Source organism: Microbispora sp. CA-102843 (genome assembly GCF_050936215.1).
Classification (GTDB): domain Bacteria; phylum Actinomycetota; class Actinomycetes; order Streptosporangiales; family Streptosporangiaceae; genus Microbispora.
Genome location: NZ_JBNJNF010000001.1, coordinates 3,195,057 through 3,216,419, shown reverse-complemented (window position 1 = coordinate 3,216,419; position 21,363 = coordinate 3,195,057). Strand labels below are relative to the sequence as shown.

Sequence of the window (21,363 nt, the reverse complement as noted above, 5' to 3'; positions counted from 1 at the left end):
AGCGGTAGCCTTTTCCCATCGCGAGAGTAGAACTCGTTCTAGGAGTGGTCAATGGCTGTGGCGCGGCGCTCTCCGCCCGCCCGGCGGGTGGTCGCCGTGCTCGACCATCTGGTCGCGGCGGGCGGTCGCGGGCTCGGCCTGTCCGCGCTCGCCCGCGAGCTGGGCATCAGCAAGCCCACGTGCCTGGGCATCCTCACCGAGCTGGTCGCCGCCGGCTATCTCGTGCGCGACCCCGCGACCCTGACGTACGGCCTCGGTCCCGCGCTGGTCGCGGCGGGGCGGGCGGCGCGGCGCGGTTTCCTGGCCGGCGACGTGGCGCGGCGGCACCTGGAGCCGCTGGCCGAGCGGTATCACGCCGCGTGCACCGCGTCGGCCGTCGTCGGCGACGAGATCATGGTGCTCGACGCGGTCGTCCCGCCCGGCGCTCCGCCGGTCAGGGTGGGCGAACGCTACCCGTTCGCGCCGCCCGTCGGGCTGATGTACGTGCTGTGGGGACCCGACCGGGAGCTGGAGCGCTGGCTGGCCAGGGAGCCGACACTGCCGGTGCGCATGGACCGCGAGCACCTGCGCACGGTCGTCGAGCAGTGCCGGACGGCGGGATATCTCGTGGAGAGCCTCACCCCGGCAGGCATGCGGCTGCACTCCCTGATGGCCGGGGTGGCGGCCTACGAGCTGCCGCGGGAGGTGCGCGCCCTGGTCGGCGAGATGGTGTCGAGCCTGGGCGAGCGTGTCTACCTCGGCGCGGGCCTCGCCCCGCGCAAGAAGCATCCCGTCAACCTCGTCGCCGCGCCCGCCTACGGCCCCGGCGGCGAGCAGGAACTCGTTCTCACCCTGCACGTCGGCGCCGCCGTCACCGGCGCCGAGATCGCCCGGCGCGGCGCCGCGCTGGTGGCCGCGGCCGACGCCGTCACCGGGGACCTCGGCGGCACGGTCCCGGACAGAACGGCGGCGCGGCCCGGCTCCGGGAGGGTCAGGACGCGGCCCAGCGGTTCGCGGTGAACCGCAGACTGGGCAGGTCGTCGAGGGACACCGTGTACTCGTACGTGCGGCGGTAGCCGGTGCCGCTGATCCGCCAGCGCCCGTCGGAGCAGCGCCGGTAGGTGTCCTCGTAGTAGGCGGATCCGCGGATCATCAGGCGGTGGCGCGGAATGAGCACGGTGTCGTCGAGGCACCAGGTGCCCCTGGCGTCGTCGCCGTCGATCTCGATCTCGGGGTGGCCGGCGAGGTGCGTCGTGATCACCCCCGGCCCCAGGCTGGCGCGCATGTAGCCGACGATGGCCTCGCGCCCGTCGAACCGCAGCGGGTCGCCGGCCACCGGATTGTCGTAGGCCGCCACGGCGTCGCCGGTGAGGGTGTCGGCGAAGTCGTCCCAGCGCTTGAGGTCGAGGCAGCGCAGGTAGCGGTACTTGGTCTGGCGGATCTCCTCCAGCGCGATCAGATCCATGCGCCCCAGCATGCGCGAGCACGCGGCAGCTTGCAATAACACGTTCTACCCACGCCTGGCCGTCTCCCCACACGGAGGCCGCCCCCACGGCGGCGGCCCGACCGCTAATCGACCTTGGCGATCACCGCCTCGGCGAAGCGCTCCAGATGCTCGATCTTCCGGCTCAGCGGCTCGGTGTCCGGCCCCTTCACGTACGGCCTGCGGAAGCCGACGATCACGTCGGTGACGCCCTTGTCGGCCAGCCGCTTCACGCCGTCCACGCTGTAGGCGTCTGGGGAGATCACGTGGATCTCGAAGGGCCGGTCGGCGGTGCCCTCCTCGACGCGCAGCGCGGCGAGCCTGGCGAGCAGCGCGTCCAGTTCGGCGGGGTCTCCCCCGCCGTGCATCCAGCCGTCCCCGAGCCTGGCGGCACGGCGCAGCGCCCCCTCGCTGTGCCCGCCGACCAGGATCGGGATCGGCTCGGCCGGCACCGGGGACATCTTGGCCGGCGGCAGGTCGTAGAACTCGCCGTGGTATTCGAAGTAGCCGCCGCGCGTCAGGCCTCGGACGATCTCGACCGCCTCGTCCATCCGCCTGCCTCGCCGCGCCCACGGCACGCCCGTCACGGCGTAGTCCTCCGGCCAGGGGCTGAGCCCGACGCCGAGGCCGAGACGGCCGCCGGTGAGCCAGGCGACCGAGGCGGCCTGCTTGGCCACCAGCACCGGAGGACGCACCGTGAGCTTGAGGACGAACGGCGTGAACCTGATCGTCGAGGTCACCGCCCCCATGGCGGCGATCAGCACGAACGTCTCGATGAAGCTCTTGTCCTCCAGGAACTCCCGGCCCCCGTCCGCCGTGTACGGATACCTCGCGTCGGACTCCTGGGGGTAGACCAGGGAGTCGGCCACGCTCATGCTCGTGTATCCCGCCGCCTCCGCGGCCCGGGCGAGCGGCAGGTAGTACGACGGGTCGGTCATCGCCTCGGCGTAGGTGAAACGCATACCCCGGAGCGTACGAGAACGCGTTCTATTTTTGAATGCCCCGCACGGCCTTTCCTCACCGCCCGGCGCGGCGGCGGACCAGCACGACGAAGTCGGCCGCGGCGACGATCGCGAGCACGGTCGCGACGACGGCCGGCACGACCAGCCCCGCCGCATACCCCGTGATGGCGATGAAGCCGCAGACGACCAGCCCGAAGGCGGCCAGCACCATCCGCAGGCCGAGGGCGCTGCGCGGCGGTTCGGACGTCGGGGAGAACACCGACCAGAACCGGTCGCGCGGCGACGGGGATCGGGGCGGAGAGGCGGTCCGCCCGGCGCGTCGCTTCCCCATTCCAATCGCCTCCCTCCACCATCGAGCCCTACCCACTCGGGCTCGCGCCGGACATCGTCAGGTCCTTGAGCGGTCCCACCGGAAGCGCTGGACCATATATCGGCGCTCGATATATGGTCCTCCCGTGACCAAGATGACGGAAGCGACGTACTTCATCCTCGCCGCGCTCTTACAGGCCCCTCTTCACGGCTACGGAATCATCAAACGCGCAGGTGAGCAGTCGGCCGGACGGGTGAAGATCGCCGTCGGCACCCTGTACGGGGCGCTCGACCGGCTCGTGGAGGCGGGCCTGGTGGCGGTCGACGGGGAAGAGGTCGTCGACGGCCGGTCGAGACGGTATTACCGGATCACCGACGACGGCGTCGCCGCGGTCCGCGAGGAGGCCGTGCGGCTCCAGCAGGCCGCCAGGGTCGTCACGGCGCAGATCGGGGTGGTGAGCGCATGAGCGCCGAGCACGCGCTCGAACGGCGCTACCGCCGTCTGCTCCGGGTCTACCCGAAGGTCTATCGAGAGTGGCACGGCGAGGAACTCATCGGCACCCTGATGGCGGCGTCCGGCCCTCATACGCGCCGTCCGCCGCTCCGGGAGGTGCTCGCTCTCATCGCCTGCGGTTTCGCCGCCCATGCACGGAACGCCAGGGCCAGGGGCGTGCCCTGGTGGGCGGACGGGCTGCAGTTGGGCGTGCTCGCCGTCGCGACGACCACGTTCGCCATGAAGATCGAGATGCTGCCGCATCTCGTCCGGCCGGTCTGGACCCTCGGCGCGCTCGCGCTGATGGTGGCGATCATCCGCGGATGGGCGCGGGCGGCACTCGCCCTGTCGCTGATCGCGGCGCTCGAGTCCAGCCGCTTCCTGGTCTTCCACGGCGACGCGTTCAAAATGGCCGGCTTCGGCCCCGCGTACGTCGAGGTGTCGAGCATGGCGCCCTTCTGGGTGATCGTCGCCGGCCTGGCCGTACTCGCGGTGCGACCGGGGAAGGGCCTTCCCGCCCGATCGTGGTCGTGGCTGCTCGTTCCCGCGTTCTGCTGGGGGCTGCAGTTCCTGCTCGGCCTGTCCTACCCGGAGACGCTGCCCTGGATGCTCGCCCGGGCGGGCGTCGAGGTGCTGGCGCTCGCGGCCGTGCTCTGGGCCACCGTCTCGGTCAGGGACGCCAGATGGGCGCTCGCGGCCGCGGTCTACCTGATCCCCGGCCTGACCTACCTGGGCGAGAACCTCTCCACGCACGGCAGGAAGGGCCTCGCGTACTGGGGCCTGCTCACCGTGCTCGTGATCTCGTCGTTCGTCGTGGCCAGGCGGACCAGGGAGAAGGTCTGATCCGGCCCGAAGGCCGTGACCGGACACCGCGGGGACATCCGGCATTGCCGATTGTCGGATCAGACGGTCAAAACCGGCACATGTGTCCCTAGGATGGTCGTCGTCCATGCTGCGGACCGGACCCGAGCAGTGGAGGGCAGAGCGTGCACGAGGAGCAGGCTCCCGCGTGGGTGGTGGACCCCGGCACGCCGAGCGTGGCCCGGATGTACGACTACTACCTGGGTGGCAAGGACAACTTCGCGGCCGACCCCGACAACCCCCGGTCCATCGTGATTGACGGCGACATGCGCGAACCGGAGTCGATCCTCGGCCACCCCGGCGTCCTCGCCCACCTCGACTTCACCCGGCCGGTCGCGTTGATCATGCTGGCCGTCCTCCACTTCGTGACCGACGACGCGGAGGCGGCGCAGCTCGTCGGCGCGTTCCGCGAGCCGCTCGTCCCGGGCAGCCATCTGGTGGTCTCCCACATCACCCAGGGCGAGCTGGACGAGGACGCGGTCAGGCGGGGCCGGGACGTCTACACCGCGACCACCGCGGGCGGCATCGTGCCCCGCACCGCGGCCCAGGTCCGGAGCCTCCTCGACGGCCTCGACGTGCTGGAGCCGGGTGTCGTGCCGCTGCACCGGTGGCGCCCCAAGACCGTGGAGGTCGAATGGAACGGCATGCCGGGAGGCGACATCCTGGGTGGAGTCGGGCGCGTCACCTGAGGCCTCCGCGGGTGCCGGGAGACCTCACTCCCCGCTCATGACCAGGATCAGGCCCTGGACGGACGCGTCGTCCTCGTGGAGCGGCGCCAGCGTGACCGCGAGCCGGACGGGACGGCCCCGGCGGTTGACGGCCTCGACGCTCGCGGGGTCTCCCTGACCGGCCGCGGCCGGCTCGCCGTCCAGCACGAGCCGCATCACGGGGAGCAGCGGGTCGAGGGGCAGGCCGATGTCGAGCGAGGGCAGGGCACAGCCGTGTGCCTCGTCGGCGCGCAGCCCCCACAGCTCCTCCGCCGCCGGGCTCCACAGCAGCACCCGCAGGTCCCGGTCGACGACGACGACCACGTCGCCGAGCGAGCGCACCACGGAGGCGACGAACTGGTTGGCCCGGTCGAGCTCCAGCGTCCGGGCGTTGAGCGTCTCGTTGATCTGCTGGAGCTCGTCGTTGCTCGACTGGAGCTCCTCGTTCATCGTCTCCAGTTCCTCGTTGGTCGACTGGAGCTCCTCGTTGGTGGTCTCCAGCTCCTCGTTCGTGGACTGGAGCTCCTCGTTGGTGGTCTCCAGCTCCTCGTTCAGCGACTGCAGTTCCTCGTACGCGTGCTCGAGCTCCTTGTTGGCGTGTTCGAGCTCGTCGCGGAGCCGCCGATAACGGGTGACGTCGTGGAAGTTGACCGTGACACCGACGAGCCCGCCGGTCCTGTCCATGAGCGGGACGACGGCGACGTCGAAGATGCTCGGCTCCTGCGTGCCGGGGCGCCGCCAGGCGACGTCGTGCAGCTCGACCGTGCGCAGGTCCAGCTCGGCCTGCTCGATCAGCGACCTCAGCTCGACGGGCCGGTAGGACACCTCGAGATCCTGGAACGGGCTGCCCACGTCGCGGGGCCGCAGGCCGAACAGGACCTCGGCGCGGGTGTTGAGCAGGGCGAGCCTGCCCGACGCGTCGAGCGTGATCTGGGCGACCGGGCCGGAGGCGAGCGCCGCGCTCTGCAGACGCGGAAGGCGCGTGCTCTTCTCCGCGTGCGCCGGCGGCGAGTTCCAGCCGATGCGCGCCCCGCTCGCGGGCTGGGGGATCTTCCTGAACAGGCGCACGCGCAGGTCCACCGGCTCGAACTTGTCGCCGTGGTCGAGCAGCATCTCCGCCTTGCCCAGGAAGAGGTAGCCGGGGTCGGCGAGGGCGAAGTGGAACTTGCGGACGATGTTGAGCTGCGTCTCGGCGTTGAAGTACATCAGCGTGTTGCGTGCGAGCAGCAGGTCGACCCCGGAGATCGGGGCGTCCCTGGTGAGGTCGTTGCGGCCGAAGATGAGCTGGCGGCGCAGGTCGCGGCGGAACGCGAACCCCGTGTCCACCTGCTCGAAGTACTTGTCCCGCAGCTCGGGCGGCATGTCGGCGAGCTTGCGCTCGTCGTAGACCGCCGTACGGGCCACGTGCAGGGCCTTCTCGTCCAGGTCGGTGCCGTAGATCTTGACCCGCTCCCGGAACTCGTCCAGCCCCAGCTCCTCCGCCAGGGTGATGGCGAGGCTGCAGGCCTCCTCACCGGTGGCGCACCCCGCGCTCCAGGCCCGGATCGCCCGGCCGCCGGCCTTGGCCGCGAGGACCGCGGGGACGGCCCTCGCGCGGAAGACCTGCCAGGCCTGCGGGTCCCTGAAGAACCCGGTGACGTTGATGAGCAGGCTGTCGAAGAGGATCGCGAACTCGCCGGGCTCCAGCTCCAGGTAGTCGCGGTACTCCCCCGTCGTCTCGAGCTTGAGCGCCTCCAGCCGCCGCGCGACCCTGCGCTGCAGCGTGCTGCGCTTGTACCCGGTGAAGTCGAACCCCCGGGTCTCCTTGAGCATCAGCAGGAGGTCGTCGAACTCCCGTTCCTCGCTGGTGACCATGGGTCCACGCTATCGCCGCTCGTCGCCGTGGGTGAGCGGGGCCGGTGCCTCGCGGCCGATCTGACTCTGCAGGTGGCGCAGGGTCTCCAGGGCGTCCCGGTCACGCTCCGTCTGCTGCCGCAGGCGGCGTGCCACCAGGGCCTGCCCGCGCCCCTCGGCGTCGGCCAGCATCCGCGTCAGGAGCCGCAGCCGCTCCTCGATCCGCAGGATCGCCACCCAGAAGGCCCGCTCGACGACCTCCGACTGCCCGTCGACCATGCTCTCCATCGACCAGGCGTGACCCACCATGCACTGGTAGTGCCCGTTCGGGGGCGAGGCCACCTCATACAGCGGCCCGTTGCAGTCGGGGCAGGTTAGAGCGCTGAACCGGCCGGGGGGCGGATCCGGCACACCTACCGAGAAGAAGGCATCCAGCTCGTGCCGGAGCTTTCGATCCACGCCGGTTGTTCCCAGTGGAGGAGACGCGGTCGCGTCGCACTCCCGCACGATCCATTGCGCGATGTCCCGTACGGAGGACACCATCGGATGGCTCGTCGCGGCGATGGCCGCGCGCGGCATGCCGTCGAACGAGCTCTCCTCGGGGTCCTGCACGGCCACCAGCCCGCCGCGGCGCTCCACCTCCGCGCATCCCCGCGCCCCGTCGTCGAGGGTGCCGCTCAGGATGACGGCGAGGGTCCGCGGCCCCGCGAAGGCCGCCGCGCTGAGGAACAGTGGATCGGCGGCCGGGCGGTGGCCGTTGTGCCTGGGCCCCCGGGACAGCCGGACGGTCTCGCCGTCCACCAGCAGATGGAGATCGGGAGGAGCCACGTAGACGCGCCCGTGCAGCAACGGCTCGCCGTCCTGTGCCCCGGCCGACTTCAGCGGCCCCGCGCGGTCGAGGATGCCCGGCAGGGCGCTGCCCGCCCGCGGCGAGATGTGGAGGACGACGAGCACGGAGGCCCGCAGACCCGCCGGGAGGTTGCCGAGCAGCGTCCGCAGGGCCTCGATGCCTCCCGCGGACGCGGCGATGACCACGACATCGCGCTGGACGAGCACGCCCACAAACGCCCCATATCCTTGAAGTACGGGAGTCATGCGGATCGCGCGGAAAAGAAATTCGATCGCCCGTCGCCCGTCTCCCCGTCTCAGGCGGGGTAAGGAGGTCACCCATGGAACTGTGGGTGAAGGTGACACAGCGTGAATCGGACTCCGCCGTGGTGAGCGTCGGCGGAGAGATGGATCTCTTCAGCTGCGGGAAGCTCGAAGAGGCCGTCGCGCCGCTGCTCGCGGACGGCTGTGTGCACCTGGTGCTCGACGCGGTCCGCCTGAGGTTCTGCGACCTCGCCGGGGTGCGCACGCTCGAGCGCGTGCACACCGCCGCCGCCTCGGCCTCGGGAGGTCTCATCGTCTGGGCGAGCCGGCCCCTGGGCCGCCTGCTCGCTTTCCTGTGGCCCGAGGGACGGCCGGGACGCCCGACCGTCGTACGCGCCGCCCCCATGGCGCCCCTGGAGCGGCGGCTCGTGCTCCTGCCCGGCCGGCGCGAAGGGCCGGTCCGGCGCACGGCGGCGTCGGTACGCTCCGGGGAGACGGCACGCCGCGCGCCCGGCCCGGGCGGCCGTGAGGCGCTGCTGGAGCACTCGCGGCTGCTGCGTGAGCAGGCCAGGACGCGCATGGCGACCATGCGCGAGAGGACGGAGTCGATCTGCACCGGCCTGGCGGACGCCCAGGAGCGTCTCGCGGCCCTCCACACCGCGCTCGCTGAGCGGCCGTGTTCCGGCCTGTCCTGCGACGGTGACTCCCACCGGGCCAAGGCGGACGGCTTCCGCCGCCAGGCCGAGACGTTCGCCCGCCGCTGAGCCGTTCGGCGCGGCGCCCCTCAGAGCGCCAGTGCGCGCCTCCGGGGCGCCGCCCGGTGTGCCGTGCGGCGCCGCATCTCCGCGAGCACCTCCAGAGGGCTGGCCAGGAGCCTGGAGAAGGCCAGCTCCGCGGCGCCGACCAGCGTGACGTCGTCGCCGAGCGCCGACACCCGCAGCCGCACCTGCTCGCGGGAGATCACCATGGCGTTCGCCTCCACCCTGCGGCCGACCTGAGCCGCCGAGCCCGGGTACACGTCCCGCAGCATCCCTCCGAAGATCACCATGCCGGGATTGAAGAGGTTGATCAGGTTCGCCACGCCGATGCCCAGCCAGTCGCCGATCCGATGCAGCGCCTCCTCTGCCGCCGCGTCCCCGCGCCCGGCGGCCTCCACCACGGCGCGTACGCCCTCGCGGCCGCTCAGCTCGCCCGAACGGCCCGCGGCGTCGATCAGGGCGTGCTCGCCGACCTCGGCCTCCAGGCAGCCGCGCGAGCCGCACATGCAGGGCCGCCCGTCGTACGGGTTCACCATCATGTGCCCCAGCTCGCACCCGTAGCCGCCGTCGCCGCCGAGCAGCTTGCCGCCGACGATGATCCCGCCGCCCACACCGACGTCGCCGTGCAGGTAGATCAGGTTGTCGAAGCCGCGGCCCACGCCGCGGTCGCGTTCGGCCAGCGCGCCCAGGTGCGCCTCGTTGCCGACGAGCACCGGCAGCCCCAGGCGGGAGCCGAGCTCGACGCCGAACGCCTGGTCCACCCACCCCACGTAGGGCCCGTACCGCACCGTGCCGTCGTCGGGCCGGATCATGCCGCAGTAGGCCGCGCCGATCCCCACGCACACGGAGCCCGGCCGGGCGCCGCGCCGCAGCTCGCGGCCGAAGCCCGCGAGCACGCCGACGACGTCCTCCAGGTCCGCGCCCGCCCGGGGCCTGACCGCCTCGCGGCGGTCGAGGATCTCACCGCCCAGTCCCACCCGGGCCGCGACCAGGCGGTCGACGCGGACGTCGAAGGCCAGCACGTGCGCGCGGTCGCGCTCCGGGCGGACCACCAGGGACGGCCGGCCCGCCCTTCCGGTGTCCCCGGGCAACTCCTCGCTGACCAGGCCCGCCGCGGACAGCTCGGCGGTCAGCCCCATGATGGTGCTGCGATTCAGGCCCATCAGGTCGGCCAGCTCGGAACGGGAGAGCGCGCCGGCCAGGTGCACGTGCCGCAGCAGATCGCCGAGGTTGCGCCGGCGCATCTCCTCTTGGGACCGACCGGCTTTCGACATGGTGCGCAAATCCTGACGACTCGGAGGAATTCCTCGTTGGCGGGCCGTGGACGAGAGGACAGGGCCGTGGCCCCCTCCTCATCTTGAGATTACCAACGGAGCCGCCCGCGGCGAGCCCCGCGTTCAGGGGCGCGCCCGCTCGCCGGGCGGAGGGACCGCTATCGGTGGCGCGGTCCAAAGGCGGGCGGACGGACCGCTACCGGTGGCGCGGTCCGGAGACGGGCGGCACCGGGCGAGGCGCGGGCGCCGGCCGCGGAACCGCACGCCCGCGGTTCCGCGCCGCCTGAAGGCCGGTCCCCCGCCAGCCGGGAGAGGCGGCCGGGTGCCGGGGCGCCGCCTCCGCACGAGCCGCCGCTCTCGCCTTGGGCGGCGCCTGCGGGGCCGGGGCCGGCACGGGCGAAGGGCCCCCGTAGGGCGTGCCGAGCGCCTGCGCGATGTCACACGCCCGGTTGCCCCTGCACATCGCGTTCTGGATGCCGGTCCCGCCGTTCGCGACGTTGATGGTGATCTGCTGCGTACCGCGGTTGGTCGTGGGACTCGATGCGGTGAGCCCAGGCTGGGCGGCGTCCCTCGCGGGCCGCGCGGGCCGGAGCCCGGGCTCCTCCTGGTGCCGTGGCGTCTCCCGCCCGTGGGTGCGCGTGGCCCCGGCGGCAGGGCCCGCGACGGCCAGCGCCGCCGCGACCGACGCACAGGCGAGAAGACCAAGACCGATCTTCCTCATGGCCGCCCCGTCGTACCACCGACACTTCATCGCGCGCTCCCGCCAGTCGCCGCAATGCTCCGGGCGGCCCTTTTCGCCCAGGCCTTTTCAGGCTAGTAACCCGCTGATTTCCCGCGCCCGGCGCGCGCGGAGCCTTACGGCATCATTGCCATATCAGTCAGCGCGACCCCCAAATTCGTGGAATCCACGGCCCATGTGTATTCGACCGCGATCACCAGCCGTTGGCGTTGATGGGCATGTTCTGCCAGATCCTGCACTTCCTCGGGCCTGGACCGCAGAAGGCGCCCTGGGTGCTGATGCGCCCGCCGTTCGTGATGCCGGTCTGCTGCTGGCCCATCATGAAGGTCGGAGCGAACACGCCGTTGAGATTCTGGTTGAACTTGCCGTTGCCCGACTTGAACTGCTTGGCCGTGGCCATGCCGCCCGCCGCCACCTGGCCCCCGCCGCCGCCGTGCCCGGTGGCCCTCATCGGAGCACGCCCCAGGGACCGCACGCTCGCGCTCGCCTCCTGGACCCCGGCGCTCCACGCGATCGCGGCCACGAGAGCGGCCAGCGTCAGGCGACGGGCCGTCAGAGCCCGAAACGGTCGGGAGCTGGACGTGCAGCGGCGAGACATCGTGGAACGCACCTACCTACCAAGGCCATGCGGCAATGGGCTTTCGTCGCGGACATAAGCAACGTTGACCTCATACCCCGCGCCATGGCCTCAGCCTCACCCATGCCAAGCGCGGCATGGATGATGACGCATTTTTTGTCACTATGCCTTCCGACCGGGCATCACACGTTCATGCCCTCAAATGCCACTATCGGCATAAATCTGGAATGACAAACATTTATGGCGCATCCTGGGCCTGGGCCGGTCTTCGCGGGGCTCATTCGCCGACGGCGTCGAGATAGACCCAGGCGCCTTCGTGGCGGACGAAGCGGCTCTGCTCACGCATCTCGCCGGGCTGCCCCCGATAGGCGTACCGGGCACGGAAGGTGACGGTGCCGTCGGCGTGGATCGGGCTCCCGCCGGTGACCGCCTCGATCTCCAGCCCGGTCCACCGCATGCCCTGCTCGAACTCGACCCGCGCCGGACGGGTGGAGGGATGCCAGGTCCGCAGCAGGTACGCCTCGTCCTCCACGGCGAACGCGGAGAAGCGCGAGCGCATCAGCGCCTCGGCCGTCGGCGCGGCCTGTCCCGCGTGGAACCGGCCGCAGCACTCGCCGTAGACGGCCGGCAGACCGCAGGGACAGGGCTCGCCCGCACGTGACGTGCGGCGGGAACGGGAGGTACGGCTCACCCCGCGAGGCTATCGCTCCCGGCCACCGGCCACTCGACGGCCGAGCGCCAGAGCGGCCGGGTGCGCGGTGAGCGCGTCCATCAGCATCATCTGCGCGGCATTCGTACCTATCGGGAAGGCGTGGATGACACTCGCCGAAGGCGAGCGCGCCCTGGCCGTCCACGACGACCGCGGTCCTGTCGGGCTCGATCTCCGCGCGCTCCGCCAGCAGGCGCGGAACGGTCAGCGGACCCGCGTGGTGCACTCTCGGCTTCTCCTAGTACGTCGTGACAGGTCCGCCGCTAGCGGCGGACCTTGGGACCCGAGCCCGTCGAACCGCGCACGATCAGCTCCGGCCGGAAGACCAGCTCGTGGTGCCGTGAGGGGGCGCCCCCGATCACTTCGAGCAGGGTGTCGACGGCGGCGGCGGCCATCGCCTGGACGGGCTGGCGCACCGTGGTGAGCGGCGGGTCCGTGTACGCGATCAACGGGGAGTCGTCGTATCCGACGACCGAGACGTCCCCCGGGACGGACAGACCGCGTTCCCGGCAGGCCCGGATGGCGCCGATCGCCATCAGGTCGCTGGCGCAGACGATGCCGGTGCAGCCCCGATCCAGCAGATGGGCCGCGGCCGCCTGCCCGCCCTCCACGGAGAACAGGGAGTGGGAGATCAGATCGCCGGTGTCCGTCAGGCCGAGCAGTTCGGCCAGCGCCTGCCGGTATCCCTCGATCTTCCGGATCACCGGGACGAACCGCGCCGGGCCGACCGCCAGCCCGATGCGTTCATGCCCGAGATCGACCAGATGCTGTACGGCCAGCCTCGCCGCCAGCCGGTCGTCGGTGGAGACGAAGGGCGCCTCCACGTCGGCCGCGTGCCCGTTCATCAGCACGATCGGCACTTCCTGGGAGATGAGCTGGGAGTACCGGTCCGAGCGTGCCGTCGTGTCCGCGTGCAACCCGGAGACGAAGACCATCCCGCTCACCCCGCGGTCGAGCAGCAGTTCGGTGAACTCGTCCTCCGGAGCCCCGCCCGGCATCTGCGTGCACAGGACGGGCGTGTAGCCGTACTGGGTGAGCGCCTTCTCGATGGCCTGCGCGAAGGCCGGGAAGATCGGGTTGTCCAGCTCCGGGGTGATCAGCCCGATCAGGCCGTTGCTGCGCTGCCGCAGCCGCTGCGGCCGCTCGTACCCCATGAGGTCGAGAGCGGCCAGCACGGCCTGCCGGGTGGCCTTCGACACACCCGGCCTGCCGTTCAGCACCCGGCTGACGGTCGCCTCGCTGACGCCTGCCTGCGCGGCGATGTCCGTCAGCCGGGGGATTCCGATCGCAAGGGGGCTCGACGACATCAGCTTTCCCGCCACCACGCGGCGGAGTCCGGAGCCAGGACGACCCTTCCGTCGCTCACCAGGACGGGGGCGCTCGCCAGCAGGAGTTCGCCCTCCGCCGTCAGCTCCACCGGCCGGTCGCGGAGGTTGACCGCGCAGACGAAGCCCTCGCCGCGGGAGAAGGCGAGGCTCCCCTCCGGCGAGTCGAGCCACACGAGGGGGCCGTCGCCGAGGCCGGGAAGCTCGCGGCGCAGGCGCAGCGCCCGGCGGTAGAGGTTGAGCATCGACTCCGGGTCGTCGCGCTGCGCCGCCACGCTGAGCCGCCCCCAGGATTCCGGTATCGGCAGCCAGGCGCTCTCGGCACCCGGCGACGCGAAGCCGAACGGCTTGGCCTGCGTCCAGGGCAGCGGCACCCGGCAGCCGTCCCGCCCGCTGTCGGGGTCGCGCAGCCGCTGCGGGTCCTGCAGGTACTGCTCGGGCAGGTCCAGCACCTCCGGCAGCCCCAGCTCCTCGCCCTGGTAGACGTACGCCGAGCCGGGCAGCGCCAAGGTGAGCAACGCCGCCGCGCGGGCGCGGCGGCCCCCGAGATCGCCGCCGCCGTAGCGGGTGACGTGCCGCTTGACGTCGTGATTGGACAGCACCCAGGTCGGGGGCGCGCCCACCAGCGCCGACGTGCGCACCGACTCGTCGATGACCTCCCGGAACGCCTCGGCGTCCCAGGGGGCGGTCAGGAAGTGGAAGTTGAACGCCTGGTGCAGCTCGTCGGGGCGGACGTAGTTGGCCAGCCGCTCGGGCGAGGGCGCCCACGCCTCGGCCACGCCGATCCGCTCGCCCTCGTAGGAGTCGAGGATGCGGCGCCAGGCCCGGTGGATCTCGTGCACCCCGTCCTGGTCGAAGAACGGGACCACCTCCATCCCGATCATCCGTGCCTGACCGGGCCGGCCGACGTCCGGAAGACCGGGAGCCTTGACCATGCCGTGCGCCACGTCGATCCGGAAGCCGTCCACGCCGAGGTCGAGCCAGAACCGCAGCACGTCGGCGAACTCCTCGTGCACCTCCGGGTGCTCCCAGTTGAGGTCCGGCTGCTCGGGCGCGAACAGGTGCAGGTACCACTGGCCGTCCTCGACCCGGGTCCAGGCCGGCCCGCCGAAGATCGACTCCCAGTCGTTGGGCGGCAGCTCACCGGCCGCGCCCTTACCCTCGCGGAAGATGTAACGCTCCCGCTCCGGGCTGCCCGGCCCGGCCCGCAGCGCCGCCTCGAACCAGGGGTGCCGGTCGGAGGTGTGGTTGGGCACCACGTCCACGATCACCCGCAGGCCCACCCGGTGGGCGTCCGCGATCAACGCCTGGGCGTCCGCCAGCGAACCGAAGATCGGATCGACGTCGCGATAGTCGGCCACGTCGTACCCGAAGTCGGCCATCGGCGAGGGATAGAACGGCGTCAGCCAGAGGGCGTCCACGCCGAGATCGGCCAGGTAGGGCAGGCGGCCGCGGATGCCGGGCAGGTCGCCGATCCCGTCGCCGTTGCCGTCGGCGAAGCTGCGGACGTACACCTGATAGATCACCGCGTCCCGCCACCACCGAGTGGCGACCGCCGGCGGGCGGACGGCGAGTTCGGTCACTGTGCTTCCCCGATCCTTGTAGGAAATGGTCATGTCGCTGATGGCGGGTGTCACATCTTTGTGGCGCCGCTGGTGAGCCCGGCCACCAGATGACGCTGGACGAGCAGGAAGACGACCGCGGCGGGAATCGCGATGAGCACGGCCGAGGCGGTGAGCAGCCCCCAGTCCGACCAGTGCTGGCCGACGAACTGCTGGAGCCCGACGCCGAGGGTGCGCTTCTCCTCCTGCGACATGAAGACGGTGGCGTACGCCACCTCGCCCCACGCGGTCATGAAGCAGTAGAAGGCGGTCACCGCGAGGCTGGGCCTGGCCAGCGGCAGCACCACTCGCCAGAACGTGCCGAACGGCGTCAGCCCGTCCACCAGGCCCGCCTGGTCGATCTCCCTGGGGATGGTGTCGAAGTAGCTCTTCATCATCCACGCGCAGAACGGCACGGCCACGGTCAGGTAGGCCGCGACGAGCCCGGGAATCTGATTCAACAGCCCGAGGCCGGCCATGAGGTTGTACAGCGGCACGATCAGGATCGCCACGGGGAACATCTGGGTGACCAGCAGCAGCCACATGACGCCCCTGTGGCCCGGGAAGCGGAACCTGCTGATCGCGTAACCGGTGGTCGCGGCGACGAACACGCCCAGGAGCATGGTCAGCCCCGCCGCGAGGACGGAGTTGAGCAGCCAGACGGGAAACTCGGTGTCGCCGAGCACCCGCGCGTAGTTCGTCAGCGACGGCTGATTGAAGATCTCCAGCTCGGACGACAACCACCCGTCCCGCGGCTTGAGCGACGTGAGCACCAGCCAGACCACGGGGAACAGCGAGATGGCGGTGGCCAGCAGGAGCGTCCCGTGCAGGAGGATCGACGCGGCCGGGCTCCGCTTGTGCCGGCCGTACGACCCGGTGCTCGAGGTGCCGGTGCTTGAGGTGACGGTGCTTGAGGTGACGGTGCTCACCAGACCTCCCCCTGCTTTCGCAGCGCTCTGCGGTAGACGACGGCCATGACGACGAGCAGGAGCAGGATGATCACGCCCCAGGCCGCCGAGCCGGAGTAGTTGCGGACTCCGGTGAACGCCTCCCTGAAGGCGTAGGTGACCAGGATCTCCGTGGAGGTGCCGGGTCCGCCCCGGGTGATCAGGAAGATCACCGGGAACATGTTGAACGTCCAGATCGTGCCGAGCAGCACGACCGTGCTCGAGACCGAGCGCAGGCCCGGCAGCGTGACGTGACGGAACCGCTGCCAGGGGGTGGCCCCGTCCACCTCGGCCGCCTCGTACAGCTCGGCCGGGATGGACTGGAGACCGCCGAGCAGGGCCACCATCATGAAGGGCACGCCGACCCAGACGTTCACCGCGATGACCGCGATCTTCGCCGTCGTCGGGTCGTCCAGCCAGCCGACCGCGCCGAGCCCGGCGGCCTTCAGCATCGCGTTGATCACGCCGTAGTCGCTGTTGAACAGATAGCGCCAGATGAAGGCGGCCACGAACCCGGGAATGGCCCAGGGCAGGATCAGCAGCACCCGGTAGACCGAGCGGAACCGCAGCCGGCGGTGCAGCATCATCGCCAGGCCGAGGCCGATCCCGTAGTGGAGGCCGACGCAGGCGACCGTCCACAGCACGGTCCACGCCAGCCTCCCCCAGAACAGGCTGCTCGTGAGGATGTCGACGTAGTTCTCGAGTCCGACGAACTCGTATCTCGCGGGGATGACGTTGACACCGATGGTGCGGCCCACGGTGGCCTCGGTGGCGTCGGTCAGGGACAGGTAGACGCCGCGGACCAGCGGCCAGCCGACCAGCACGCCGACGACGATCACCACCGGAGCGGTCATCGCCCACGCGTACCAGTGCTGGGACAGCAGACGCCGCACCGGTCCGGGCCGGCGTCCGCGGTGGCCGCGGGAGCCCTCGGCTCCCGCGGCCCCGTCCCTGGCCGTGCGGGAGGCACGTCCAGTCGTGGTCGCCACGCTCAGCTCCAGTCCTTCATGATGCCGTGGTACTTCTCGTCGACCTGCTTGAGCGCGTCCTCCGGCTTGGTGCCGTCCAGCAGCGCCTGGTAGCCCTCGAGCAGCGGCTGGAAGAGCTGGCCGCCTTCGGGGATCCACGGACGGGCGACCGCGGTGTCCAGGATCGGCTTGAAGATCGCCACGTCCTGGTTCTCCTTGACCTTCGGGTCGTCGAAGCTGGACGCGCGGGCCGGGAGGAGGCCCAGCTCACTGGAGACGGTGGCAAGGGAGCTCGCCGAGCTCATGAAGCGCAGGAACTCGTAGGAGGCGTCGAGGTTCTTGGATCCCGCATAGACGGCGTAGTTCCACCCGCCGGTGGGCGCCCCGGCCTTGACCGAGCCCGCGGGGACGGGCGCGATGCCGAGGTTGCTCTTGTCCTGGAACTCCTTGCCCTGGTAGACCTCGGACAGCGCCCAGGGACCGTTGTAGATCATCGCGGTCTTGCCGTCCTTCAGGGCGGTCATCGCGTTGGCGTAGCTGTCCTGGAGGGCGGGCTTGGGCGCGGCCCCCGAGGTGATCAGGTCGGCCACCTCGCCCAGCGCCTTCGCGTTCGCCGGCGAGTTGACGACGATCTTCTTGGTCTGTACGTCGAGGAGGTCGCCGCCCTCGCCGTAGATGAACGGAAGCAGGAAGTAGGAGTCCACGTTCAGGGTCAGGCCGTTCACCCCGGTCTTCGCCTTGACGTCGAGGGCGACCTTCTTGAGCTCGTCGAAGGTCTTGGGCGCCTCCTCGTAGCCCGCCTTCTTCAGCAGCTTCTTGTTGTAGAGCAGCGCGAGGGTGTCGGTCACCTGGGGCACCGCGTACGTCTTGCCCTCGTACTTGGTGCTGCTCAGCGGCCCGGCCAGGTAGTCGCTCTCGTTGTCGACGGCGCGGGTGCCGTCGAGCGGCTGCAGGTAGCCGAGGGAGGCGAACTGCGAGGTCCAGGCGACCTCCGAGCGGATGATGTCCGGGGCGCCGGTCCCCGCCTGCGCGGCCGTCTGGAACTGGCCCTGCGCCTGGTCGGACGGCACGTTGACGTACTTGACCTTGATCTTGGGGTACTTGGCCTCGAACTCCTTGATGAGCTTCTGGAAGGTCGGCCCCTCGCTGTCCGGCCGTGTGGTGTCCCACCAGGTGATCTCGCCGCTTATCTGGGTCGGGTCCGCGGGGGCGGCGGACTTCTCGTTCGCCGCCGACGTGCCGCTGTCACTGCCGCTGCCGCAGGCGGAGGCCGCCAGCGCGAGGGCCGCGACGACTGTCACGGCCGAAATGGCTCGCCGCATGTCTATCTCCTCATGGGGACGCTCAGGGGATTGGAACGCGTCGGCGAGACACGCTCGCCGGCGTCGTTTGGGGGGTGAGCGTGACGTTACGCGGCTGCAAGAAGTTTTGAAAGAGCTTGCAATGATCGACTGCTGTTTCGTTATGAATAGACGGGTAGTGATATATCACTCACGCACCGCAATATACGCGAGGAAAGATTCCGACAAACCGGACACTAGTGAGTGCGGCTCACACCAACACCGACGCATGTTCTGTAATTTGCTGCAAGGTATTGCAATCCGTATGGCCGCTGAGTAACTTCCAGGCAACACCTAGGAAACCTGAACACGGAGGCCCCTACGGTGTGTCCATCCCCCACCGGCCCGAGGGCGCCGCCCCGCCGCCCGCGCCCGCCGCCCCCGCGCCCCGCGATGTCCGGGCCGAGTCGTCGGTTCGCCTTCGCGTGTGCCGTTCTTCATGGAATCCGCCGCAGTGGCGCGGAATGAGGACGCCGCCGCAGCGTCACGGCAGCTCGTGCCGTCATCCTCAAGAACCCGTTCGCCTGTCGCAGGCCGCACGCATGGAAGCGGGCCGGGTGTTTGCCCCACCCGGCCCGCACTCAACGGGATCCCGTCCTGAGTTCTGGAGACCCCCTCTATGAGACTGTACAAAGCAATCGTTGCGGGCGCGTTAACCGCGACCGCCGCGGCCGGCACCGCCGTGGCGCTGCCCGTGCTCACCGAGACCGCCGCCAACGCCGCGTCCGGCCCCGGAGTGACCGTCAACCTGTGGCACTGGAACTGGAAGTCGGTGGCCAAGGAGTGCACCGACGTCCTGGGCCCGGCCGGGTACGGCTCGGTGCAGGTGTCCCCGCCCAACGACTCCATGTCCAAGGGCGGCTCGGTCTGGTGGGACGTCTACCAGCCCGCCCGCTACGTCCTGACCAGCAAATTCGGTGACGAGGCCGCGTTCAAGAACATGGTCGACACCTGCCACGCCGCGGGCGTGAAGGTGCAGGCGGACACGGTCATCAACCACATGACCGGGCAGGGGGCCACCAGCTACGGCGGCTACAGCTTCAGCAAGTACAACTACCCCGGGCTCTACTCCTCCTGGGACTTCCACTCCCCCACCTGCGGGATCAACGACGCCGACTACGGCAACAACGCCTGGCGGGTGCAGAACTGCGAGCTCGTCGGCCTGTCCGACCTCAACACCGGCTCCGACTACGTGCGGGGCCAGATCGCCGCGTACATGAACAAGCTGACCGACCTGGGCGTCGACGGCTTCCGCATCGACGCCGCCAAGCACATCAGCCCCGACGACCTCGCCGCGATCAAGTCCAAGCTCAAGGGCTCGCCGTACATCCACCAGGAGGTCATCTACGGCCAGGGCGAGGCGGTTCAGCCGAGCCAGTACACCGGCGTCGGCGACGTGGACGAGTTCGTCTACGGCCGAAAGCTCAAGGAGCAGTTCACCGGCCAGATCAAGTATCTGCAGAGCTTCGGCCAGAGCTGGGGCCTGTCGGTGGGCAGCGACAAGGCCATGGTGTTCGTCGACAACCACGACACCGAACGTAAGGACGCCTCCGCCGGCGACGCGACGCTCAACTACAAGTACGGCGCCACCTACAAGCTCGCCAACGTCTTCATGCTGGCCTGGCCGTACGGCAAGCCCAACGTCTACTCCTCCTTCACCTGGAGCGACAAGGACGGCGGCCCGCCGTCGGCCAACGGCGGGTTCGTCACCGACACCAACTGCTCCAACGGCCAGTGGACCTGCTTCGACCGCGAGATGACCGGCATGGTCGGCTTCTACAACACCGTCGCCGGCACCTCCGTCGGCAACTGGACCGACAACGGCGGCAACCTGATCGCCTTCAGCCGCGGCGACAAGGGCTGGGTGGCGATCAACAACGAGAACAGCAGCGTCACCCGCACCTTCACCACCGGCCTGCCCGCCGGGACGTACCCGAACGTCGCGGGCAGCGGCTCGGTGACGGTGAACTCGGGCGGAACGGCGACGGTCACCGTCCCGGCCAAGAGCGCCGTCGCCATCCGCGTCGGTTCCCAGCCCACGGCCTCGCCCACGGTGACCCCGACCGGCGACAACACCGCCACCGTCTTCTACAAGACGAGCTGGAGCACCGCCGACATCCACTACGGGATCAACGGCACCTGGACCACCGTCCCCGGCGTCGCCATGGACACCGCCTGCACCGGCTGGAAGAAGAAGACCGTCGACCTCGGCAACGCGACCAGCTTCCAGGTCACCTTCAACAACGGCTCCGGCACCTGGGACAACAACGGCGGCAACAACTACACCGCCGGCACCGGCACCACCACCGTCAAGGACGGCGTGGTCACCGCCAACGCGGCCAACCCCTGCGAGGGCACCACCACCAATAGTGCGACCGTCTACTACTACACGGGCTGGAACCCGGCCGACATCCACTACGGCATCAACGGCACCTGGACCTCGGTCCCCGGCGTCGCCATGGACACCGCCTGCACCGGCTGGAAGAAGAAGACCGTCGACCTCGGCAACGCGACCAGCTTCCAGGTCACCTTCAACAACGGCTCCGGCACCTGGGACAACAACGGCGGCAACAACTACACCGTCGGCACCGGCACCAGCACCGTGAAGAACGGCGTGGTCACCGCCAACGCGGCCAACCCCTGCGGCAGCTAGACGACGTCGGCGCGTCCCGGCCCCGCCCGAGCCGGGACGCGGTCCCACCCCCCACCAGAAGGACCGCAATGAACCGAAGACGCGTTCACCTTGCCGCGGCGACGGCGATCGTCGCGTTGTCGAGCCTGATGACGGTGACCGCGGCCCGTGCGGCCAACAGCGCCACCGTGTTCTACAAGACAGGCTGGAACCCGGCCAACATCCACTACGGCATCAACGGCACCTGGACCTCGGTCCCCGGCGTCGCCATGGACACCGCCTGCACCGGCTGGAAGAAGAAGACCGTCGACCTCGGCAACGCGACCAGCTTCCAGGTCACCTTCAACAACGGCTCCGGCACCTGGGACAACAACGGCGGCAACAACTACACCGCCGGCACCGGCACCACCACCGTCAAGGACGGCGTGGTCACCGCCAACGCGGCCAACCCCTGCGAGGGCACCACCACCAATAGTGCGACCGTCTACTACTACACGGGCTGGAACCCGGCCGACATCCACTACGGCATCAACGGCACCTGGACCTCGGTCCCCGGCGTCGCCATGGACACCGCCTGCACCGGCTGGAAGAAGAAGACCGTCGACCTCGGCAACGCGACCAGCTTCCAGGTCACCTTCAACAACGGCTCCGGCACCTGGGACAACAACGGCGGCAACAACTACACCGTCGGCACCGGCACCAGCACCGTGAAGAACGGCGTGGTCACCGCCAACGCGGCCAACCCCTGCGGCAGCTAGACGACGTCGGCGCGTC

At 70.3% G+C, this 21,363-nt stretch carries 21 protein-coding genes; 7 read left to right on the top strand and 14 right to left on the bottom strand.

The window, feature by feature from the left end; genetic code table 11:
* Positions 1-51: 51 nt before the first annotated feature.
* Positions 52-999, top strand: coding sequence for an IclR family transcriptional regulator (locus ACQEVJ_RS15155; protein WP_433101320.1), 948 nt, complete (start codon positions 52-54; stop codon positions 997-999).
* On the opposite strand, the gene ACQEVJ_RS15150 is transcribed toward ACQEVJ_RS15155, so the two are convergent.
* From ACQEVJ_RS15150 to ACQEVJ_RS15140, 3 genes are all read right to left on the bottom strand, one after another.
* Positions 971-1,444: a nuclear transport factor 2 family protein gene (locus tag ACQEVJ_RS15150; protein ID WP_285784709.1), complete on the bottom strand. Its 474-nt coding sequence runs from the start codon at positions 1,442-1,444 to the stop codon at positions 971-973. The genes ACQEVJ_RS15155 and ACQEVJ_RS15150 overlap by 29 nt on opposite strands.
* Positions 1,445-1,548: 104 nt before the next feature.
* On the bottom strand, positions 1,549-2,424 hold the full coding sequence (locus ACQEVJ_RS15145) for a TIGR03619 family F420-dependent LLM class oxidoreductase (protein WP_433101318.1): 876 nt from the start codon (positions 2,422-2,424) through the stop codon (positions 1,549-1,551).
* Between the two features lie 55 nt (positions 2,425-2,479).
* Entirely contained in the window at positions 2,480-2,755 is a 276-nt protein-coding gene (locus tag ACQEVJ_RS15140) for a DUF6343 family protein (RefSeq protein WP_433101316.1), read from the bottom strand.
* A gap of 133 nt (positions 2,756-2,888) precedes the next feature.
* Between ACQEVJ_RS15140 and ACQEVJ_RS15135 the strand changes: the two genes are divergently transcribed.
* From ACQEVJ_RS15135 to ACQEVJ_RS15125, 3 genes are all read left to right on the top strand, one after another.
* A complete protein-coding gene (locus ACQEVJ_RS15135) occupies positions 2,889-3,200 on the top strand; it encodes a PadR family transcriptional regulator (RefSeq protein ID WP_433112739.1) in 312 nt (103 codons plus the stop codon).
* On the top strand, positions 3,197-4,069 hold the full coding sequence (locus ACQEVJ_RS15130; RefSeq protein WP_433101314.1) for a hypothetical protein: 873 nt from the start codon (positions 3,197-3,199) through the stop codon (positions 4,067-4,069). Before ACQEVJ_RS15135 ends, ACQEVJ_RS15130 begins: the two co-directional genes overlap by 4 nt.
* A 143-nt stretch (positions 4,070-4,212) precedes the next feature.
* Positions 4,213-4,776: an SAM-dependent methyltransferase gene (locus tag ACQEVJ_RS15125; RefSeq protein WP_433101312.1), complete on the top strand. Its 564-nt coding sequence runs from the start codon at positions 4,213-4,215 to the stop codon at positions 4,774-4,776.
* Between the two features lie 24 nt (positions 4,777-4,800).
* Here the strand turns inward: ACQEVJ_RS15125 and ACQEVJ_RS15120 are convergent, their stop codons facing one another.
* Together ACQEVJ_RS15120 and ACQEVJ_RS15115 are read right to left on the bottom strand one after the other, a co-directional pair.
* On the bottom strand, positions 4,801-6,648 hold the full coding sequence (locus ACQEVJ_RS15120; RefSeq protein ID WP_433101310.1) for a CheR family methyltransferase: 1,848 nt from the start codon (positions 6,646-6,648) through the stop codon (positions 4,801-4,803).
* 9 nt (positions 6,649-6,657) lie between these two features.
* The gene (locus ACQEVJ_RS15115; protein WP_433101308.1) at positions 6,658-7,689 is read right to left on the bottom strand and encodes a chemotaxis protein CheB; all 1,032 of its coding nucleotides are present in this window, start codon (positions 7,687-7,689) and stop codon (positions 6,658-6,660) included.
* Positions 7,690-7,796: 107 nt separating this feature from the next.
* Here ACQEVJ_RS15115 and ACQEVJ_RS15110 point away from each other — a divergent pair, with 107 nt between their 5' ends.
* On the top strand, positions 7,797-8,483 hold the full coding sequence (locus ACQEVJ_RS15110) for an STAS domain-containing protein (protein ID WP_433101306.1): 687 nt from the start codon (positions 7,797-7,799) through the stop codon (positions 8,481-8,483).
* Positions 8,484-8,503: 20 nt separating this feature from the next.
* Here ACQEVJ_RS15110 and ACQEVJ_RS15105 read toward each other — a convergent pair whose 3' ends face one another.
* From ACQEVJ_RS15105 to ACQEVJ_RS15065, 9 genes are all read right to left on the bottom strand, one after another.
* On the bottom strand, positions 8,504-9,751 hold the full coding sequence (locus ACQEVJ_RS15105) for an ROK family transcriptional regulator (RefSeq protein WP_433101304.1): 1,248 nt from the start codon (positions 9,749-9,751) through the stop codon (positions 8,504-8,506).
* A 196-nt stretch (positions 9,752-9,947) separates the two neighbouring features.
* The gene (locus tag ACQEVJ_RS15100; RefSeq protein WP_433101302.1) at positions 9,948-10,472 is read right to left on the bottom strand and encodes a hypothetical protein; all 525 of its coding nucleotides are present in this window, start codon (positions 10,470-10,472) and stop codon (positions 9,948-9,950) included.
* Between the two features lie 211 nt (positions 10,473-10,683).
* Positions 10,684-11,013: a hypothetical protein gene (locus ACQEVJ_RS15095; protein ID WP_433101300.1), complete on the bottom strand. Its 330-nt coding sequence runs from the start codon at positions 11,011-11,013 to the stop codon at positions 10,684-10,686.
* A 331-nt stretch (positions 11,014-11,344) separates the two neighbouring features.
* On the bottom strand, positions 11,345-11,758 hold the full coding sequence (locus tag ACQEVJ_RS15090; RefSeq protein WP_433101298.1) for a YchJ family protein: 414 nt from the start codon (positions 11,756-11,758) through the stop codon (positions 11,345-11,347).
* A gap of 281 nt (positions 11,759-12,039) precedes the next feature.
* On the bottom strand, positions 12,040-13,083 hold the full coding sequence (locus ACQEVJ_RS15085; RefSeq protein ID WP_433101296.1) for a LacI family DNA-binding transcriptional regulator: 1,044 nt from the start codon (positions 13,081-13,083) through the stop codon (positions 12,040-12,042).
* Complete coding sequence (locus ACQEVJ_RS15080) at positions 13,083-14,717, bottom strand: glycoside hydrolase family 13 protein (RefSeq protein ID WP_433101294.1); 1,635 nt, start codon at positions 14,715-14,717, stop codon at positions 13,083-13,085. Before ACQEVJ_RS15080 ends, ACQEVJ_RS15085 begins: the two co-directional genes overlap by 1 nt.
* Before the next feature lie 17 nt (positions 14,718-14,734).
* Positions 14,735-15,631: a sugar ABC transporter permease gene (locus ACQEVJ_RS15075; protein ID WP_433101292.1), complete on the bottom strand. Its 897-nt coding sequence runs from the start codon at positions 15,629-15,631 to the stop codon at positions 14,735-14,737.
* On the bottom strand, positions 15,628-16,638 hold the full coding sequence (locus ACQEVJ_RS15070) for a carbohydrate ABC transporter permease (RefSeq protein WP_433101290.1): 1,011 nt from the start codon (positions 16,636-16,638) through the stop codon (positions 15,628-15,630). The genes ACQEVJ_RS15075 and ACQEVJ_RS15070 overlap by 4 nt, the downstream gene beginning before the upstream one ends.
* Before the next feature lie 2 nt (positions 16,639-16,640).
* Entirely contained in the window at positions 16,641-17,939 is a 1,299-nt protein-coding gene (locus ACQEVJ_RS15065) for an extracellular solute-binding protein (protein ID WP_433101288.1), read from the bottom strand.
* A 637-nt stretch (positions 17,940-18,576) separates the two neighbouring features.
* Here ACQEVJ_RS15065 and ACQEVJ_RS15060 point away from each other — a divergent pair.
* Positions 18,577-20,610, top strand: coding sequence for a carbohydrate binding domain-containing protein (locus ACQEVJ_RS15060; protein ID WP_433101286.1), 2,034 nt, complete (start codon positions 18,577-18,579; stop codon positions 20,608-20,610).
* Positions 20,611-20,678: 68 nt separating this feature from the next.
* A complete protein-coding gene (locus ACQEVJ_RS15055; protein ID WP_433101284.1) occupies positions 20,679-21,347 on the top strand; it encodes a carbohydrate binding domain-containing protein in 669 nt (222 codons plus the stop codon).
* Positions 21,348-21,363 lie beyond the last annotated feature (16 nt).

Bases quoted from the DNA above. Each gene is read 5' to 3' on its own strand.
- ACQEVJ_RS15155 (WP_433101320.1), top strand. From the start codon at position 52: ATGGCTGTGGCGCGGCGCTCTCCGCCCGCCCGGCGGGTGGTCGCCGTG.
- ACQEVJ_RS15150 (WP_285784709.1), bottom strand. From the start codon at position 1,444: ATGGATCTGATCGCGCTGGAGGAGATCCGCCAGACCAAGTACCGCTAC.
- ACQEVJ_RS15145 (WP_433101318.1), bottom strand. From the start codon at position 2,424: ATGCGTTTCACCTACGCCGAGGCGATGACCGACCCGTCGTACTACCTG.
- ACQEVJ_RS15140 (WP_433101316.1), bottom strand. From the start codon at position 2,755: ATGGGGAAGCGACGCGCCGGGCGGACCGCCTCTCCGCCCCGATCCCCG.
- ACQEVJ_RS15135 (WP_433112739.1), top strand. From the start codon at position 2,889: ATGACGGAAGCGACGTACTTCATCCTCGCCGCGCTCTTACAGGCCCCT.
- ACQEVJ_RS15130 (WP_433101314.1), top strand. From the start codon at position 3,197: ATGAGCGCCGAGCACGCGCTCGAACGGCGCTACCGCCGTCTGCTCCGG.
- ACQEVJ_RS15120 (WP_433101310.1), bottom strand. From the start codon at position 6,648: ATGGTCACCAGCGAGGAACGGGAGTTCGACGACCTCCTGCTGATGCTC.
- ACQEVJ_RS15110 (WP_433101306.1), top strand. From the start codon at position 7,797: ATGGAACTGTGGGTGAAGGTGACACAGCGTGAATCGGACTCCGCCGTG.
- ACQEVJ_RS15105 (WP_433101304.1), bottom strand. From the start codon at position 9,751: ATGTCGAAAGCCGGTCGGTCCCAAGAGGAGATGCGCCGGCGCAACCTC.
- ACQEVJ_RS15100 (WP_433101302.1), bottom strand. From the start codon at position 10,472: ATGAGGAAGATCGGTCTTGGTCTTCTCGCCTGTGCGTCGGTCGCGGCG.
- ACQEVJ_RS15085 (WP_433101296.1), bottom strand. From the start codon at position 13,083: ATGTCGTCGAGCCCCCTTGCGATCGGAATCCCCCGGCTGACGGACATC.
- ACQEVJ_RS15080 (WP_433101294.1), bottom strand. From the start codon at position 14,717: ATGACCATTTCCTACAAGGATCGGGGAAGCACAGTGACCGAACTCGCC.
- ACQEVJ_RS15065 (WP_433101288.1), bottom strand. From the start codon at position 17,939: ATGCGGCGAGCCATTTCGGCCGTGACAGTCGTCGCGGCCCTCGCGCTG.
- ACQEVJ_RS15060 (WP_433101286.1), top strand. From the start codon at position 18,577: ATGAGACTGTACAAAGCAATCGTTGCGGGCGCGTTAACCGCGACCGCC.
- ACQEVJ_RS15055 (WP_433101284.1), top strand. From the start codon at position 20,679: ATGAACCGAAGACGCGTTCACCTTGCCGCGGCGACGGCGATCGTCGCG.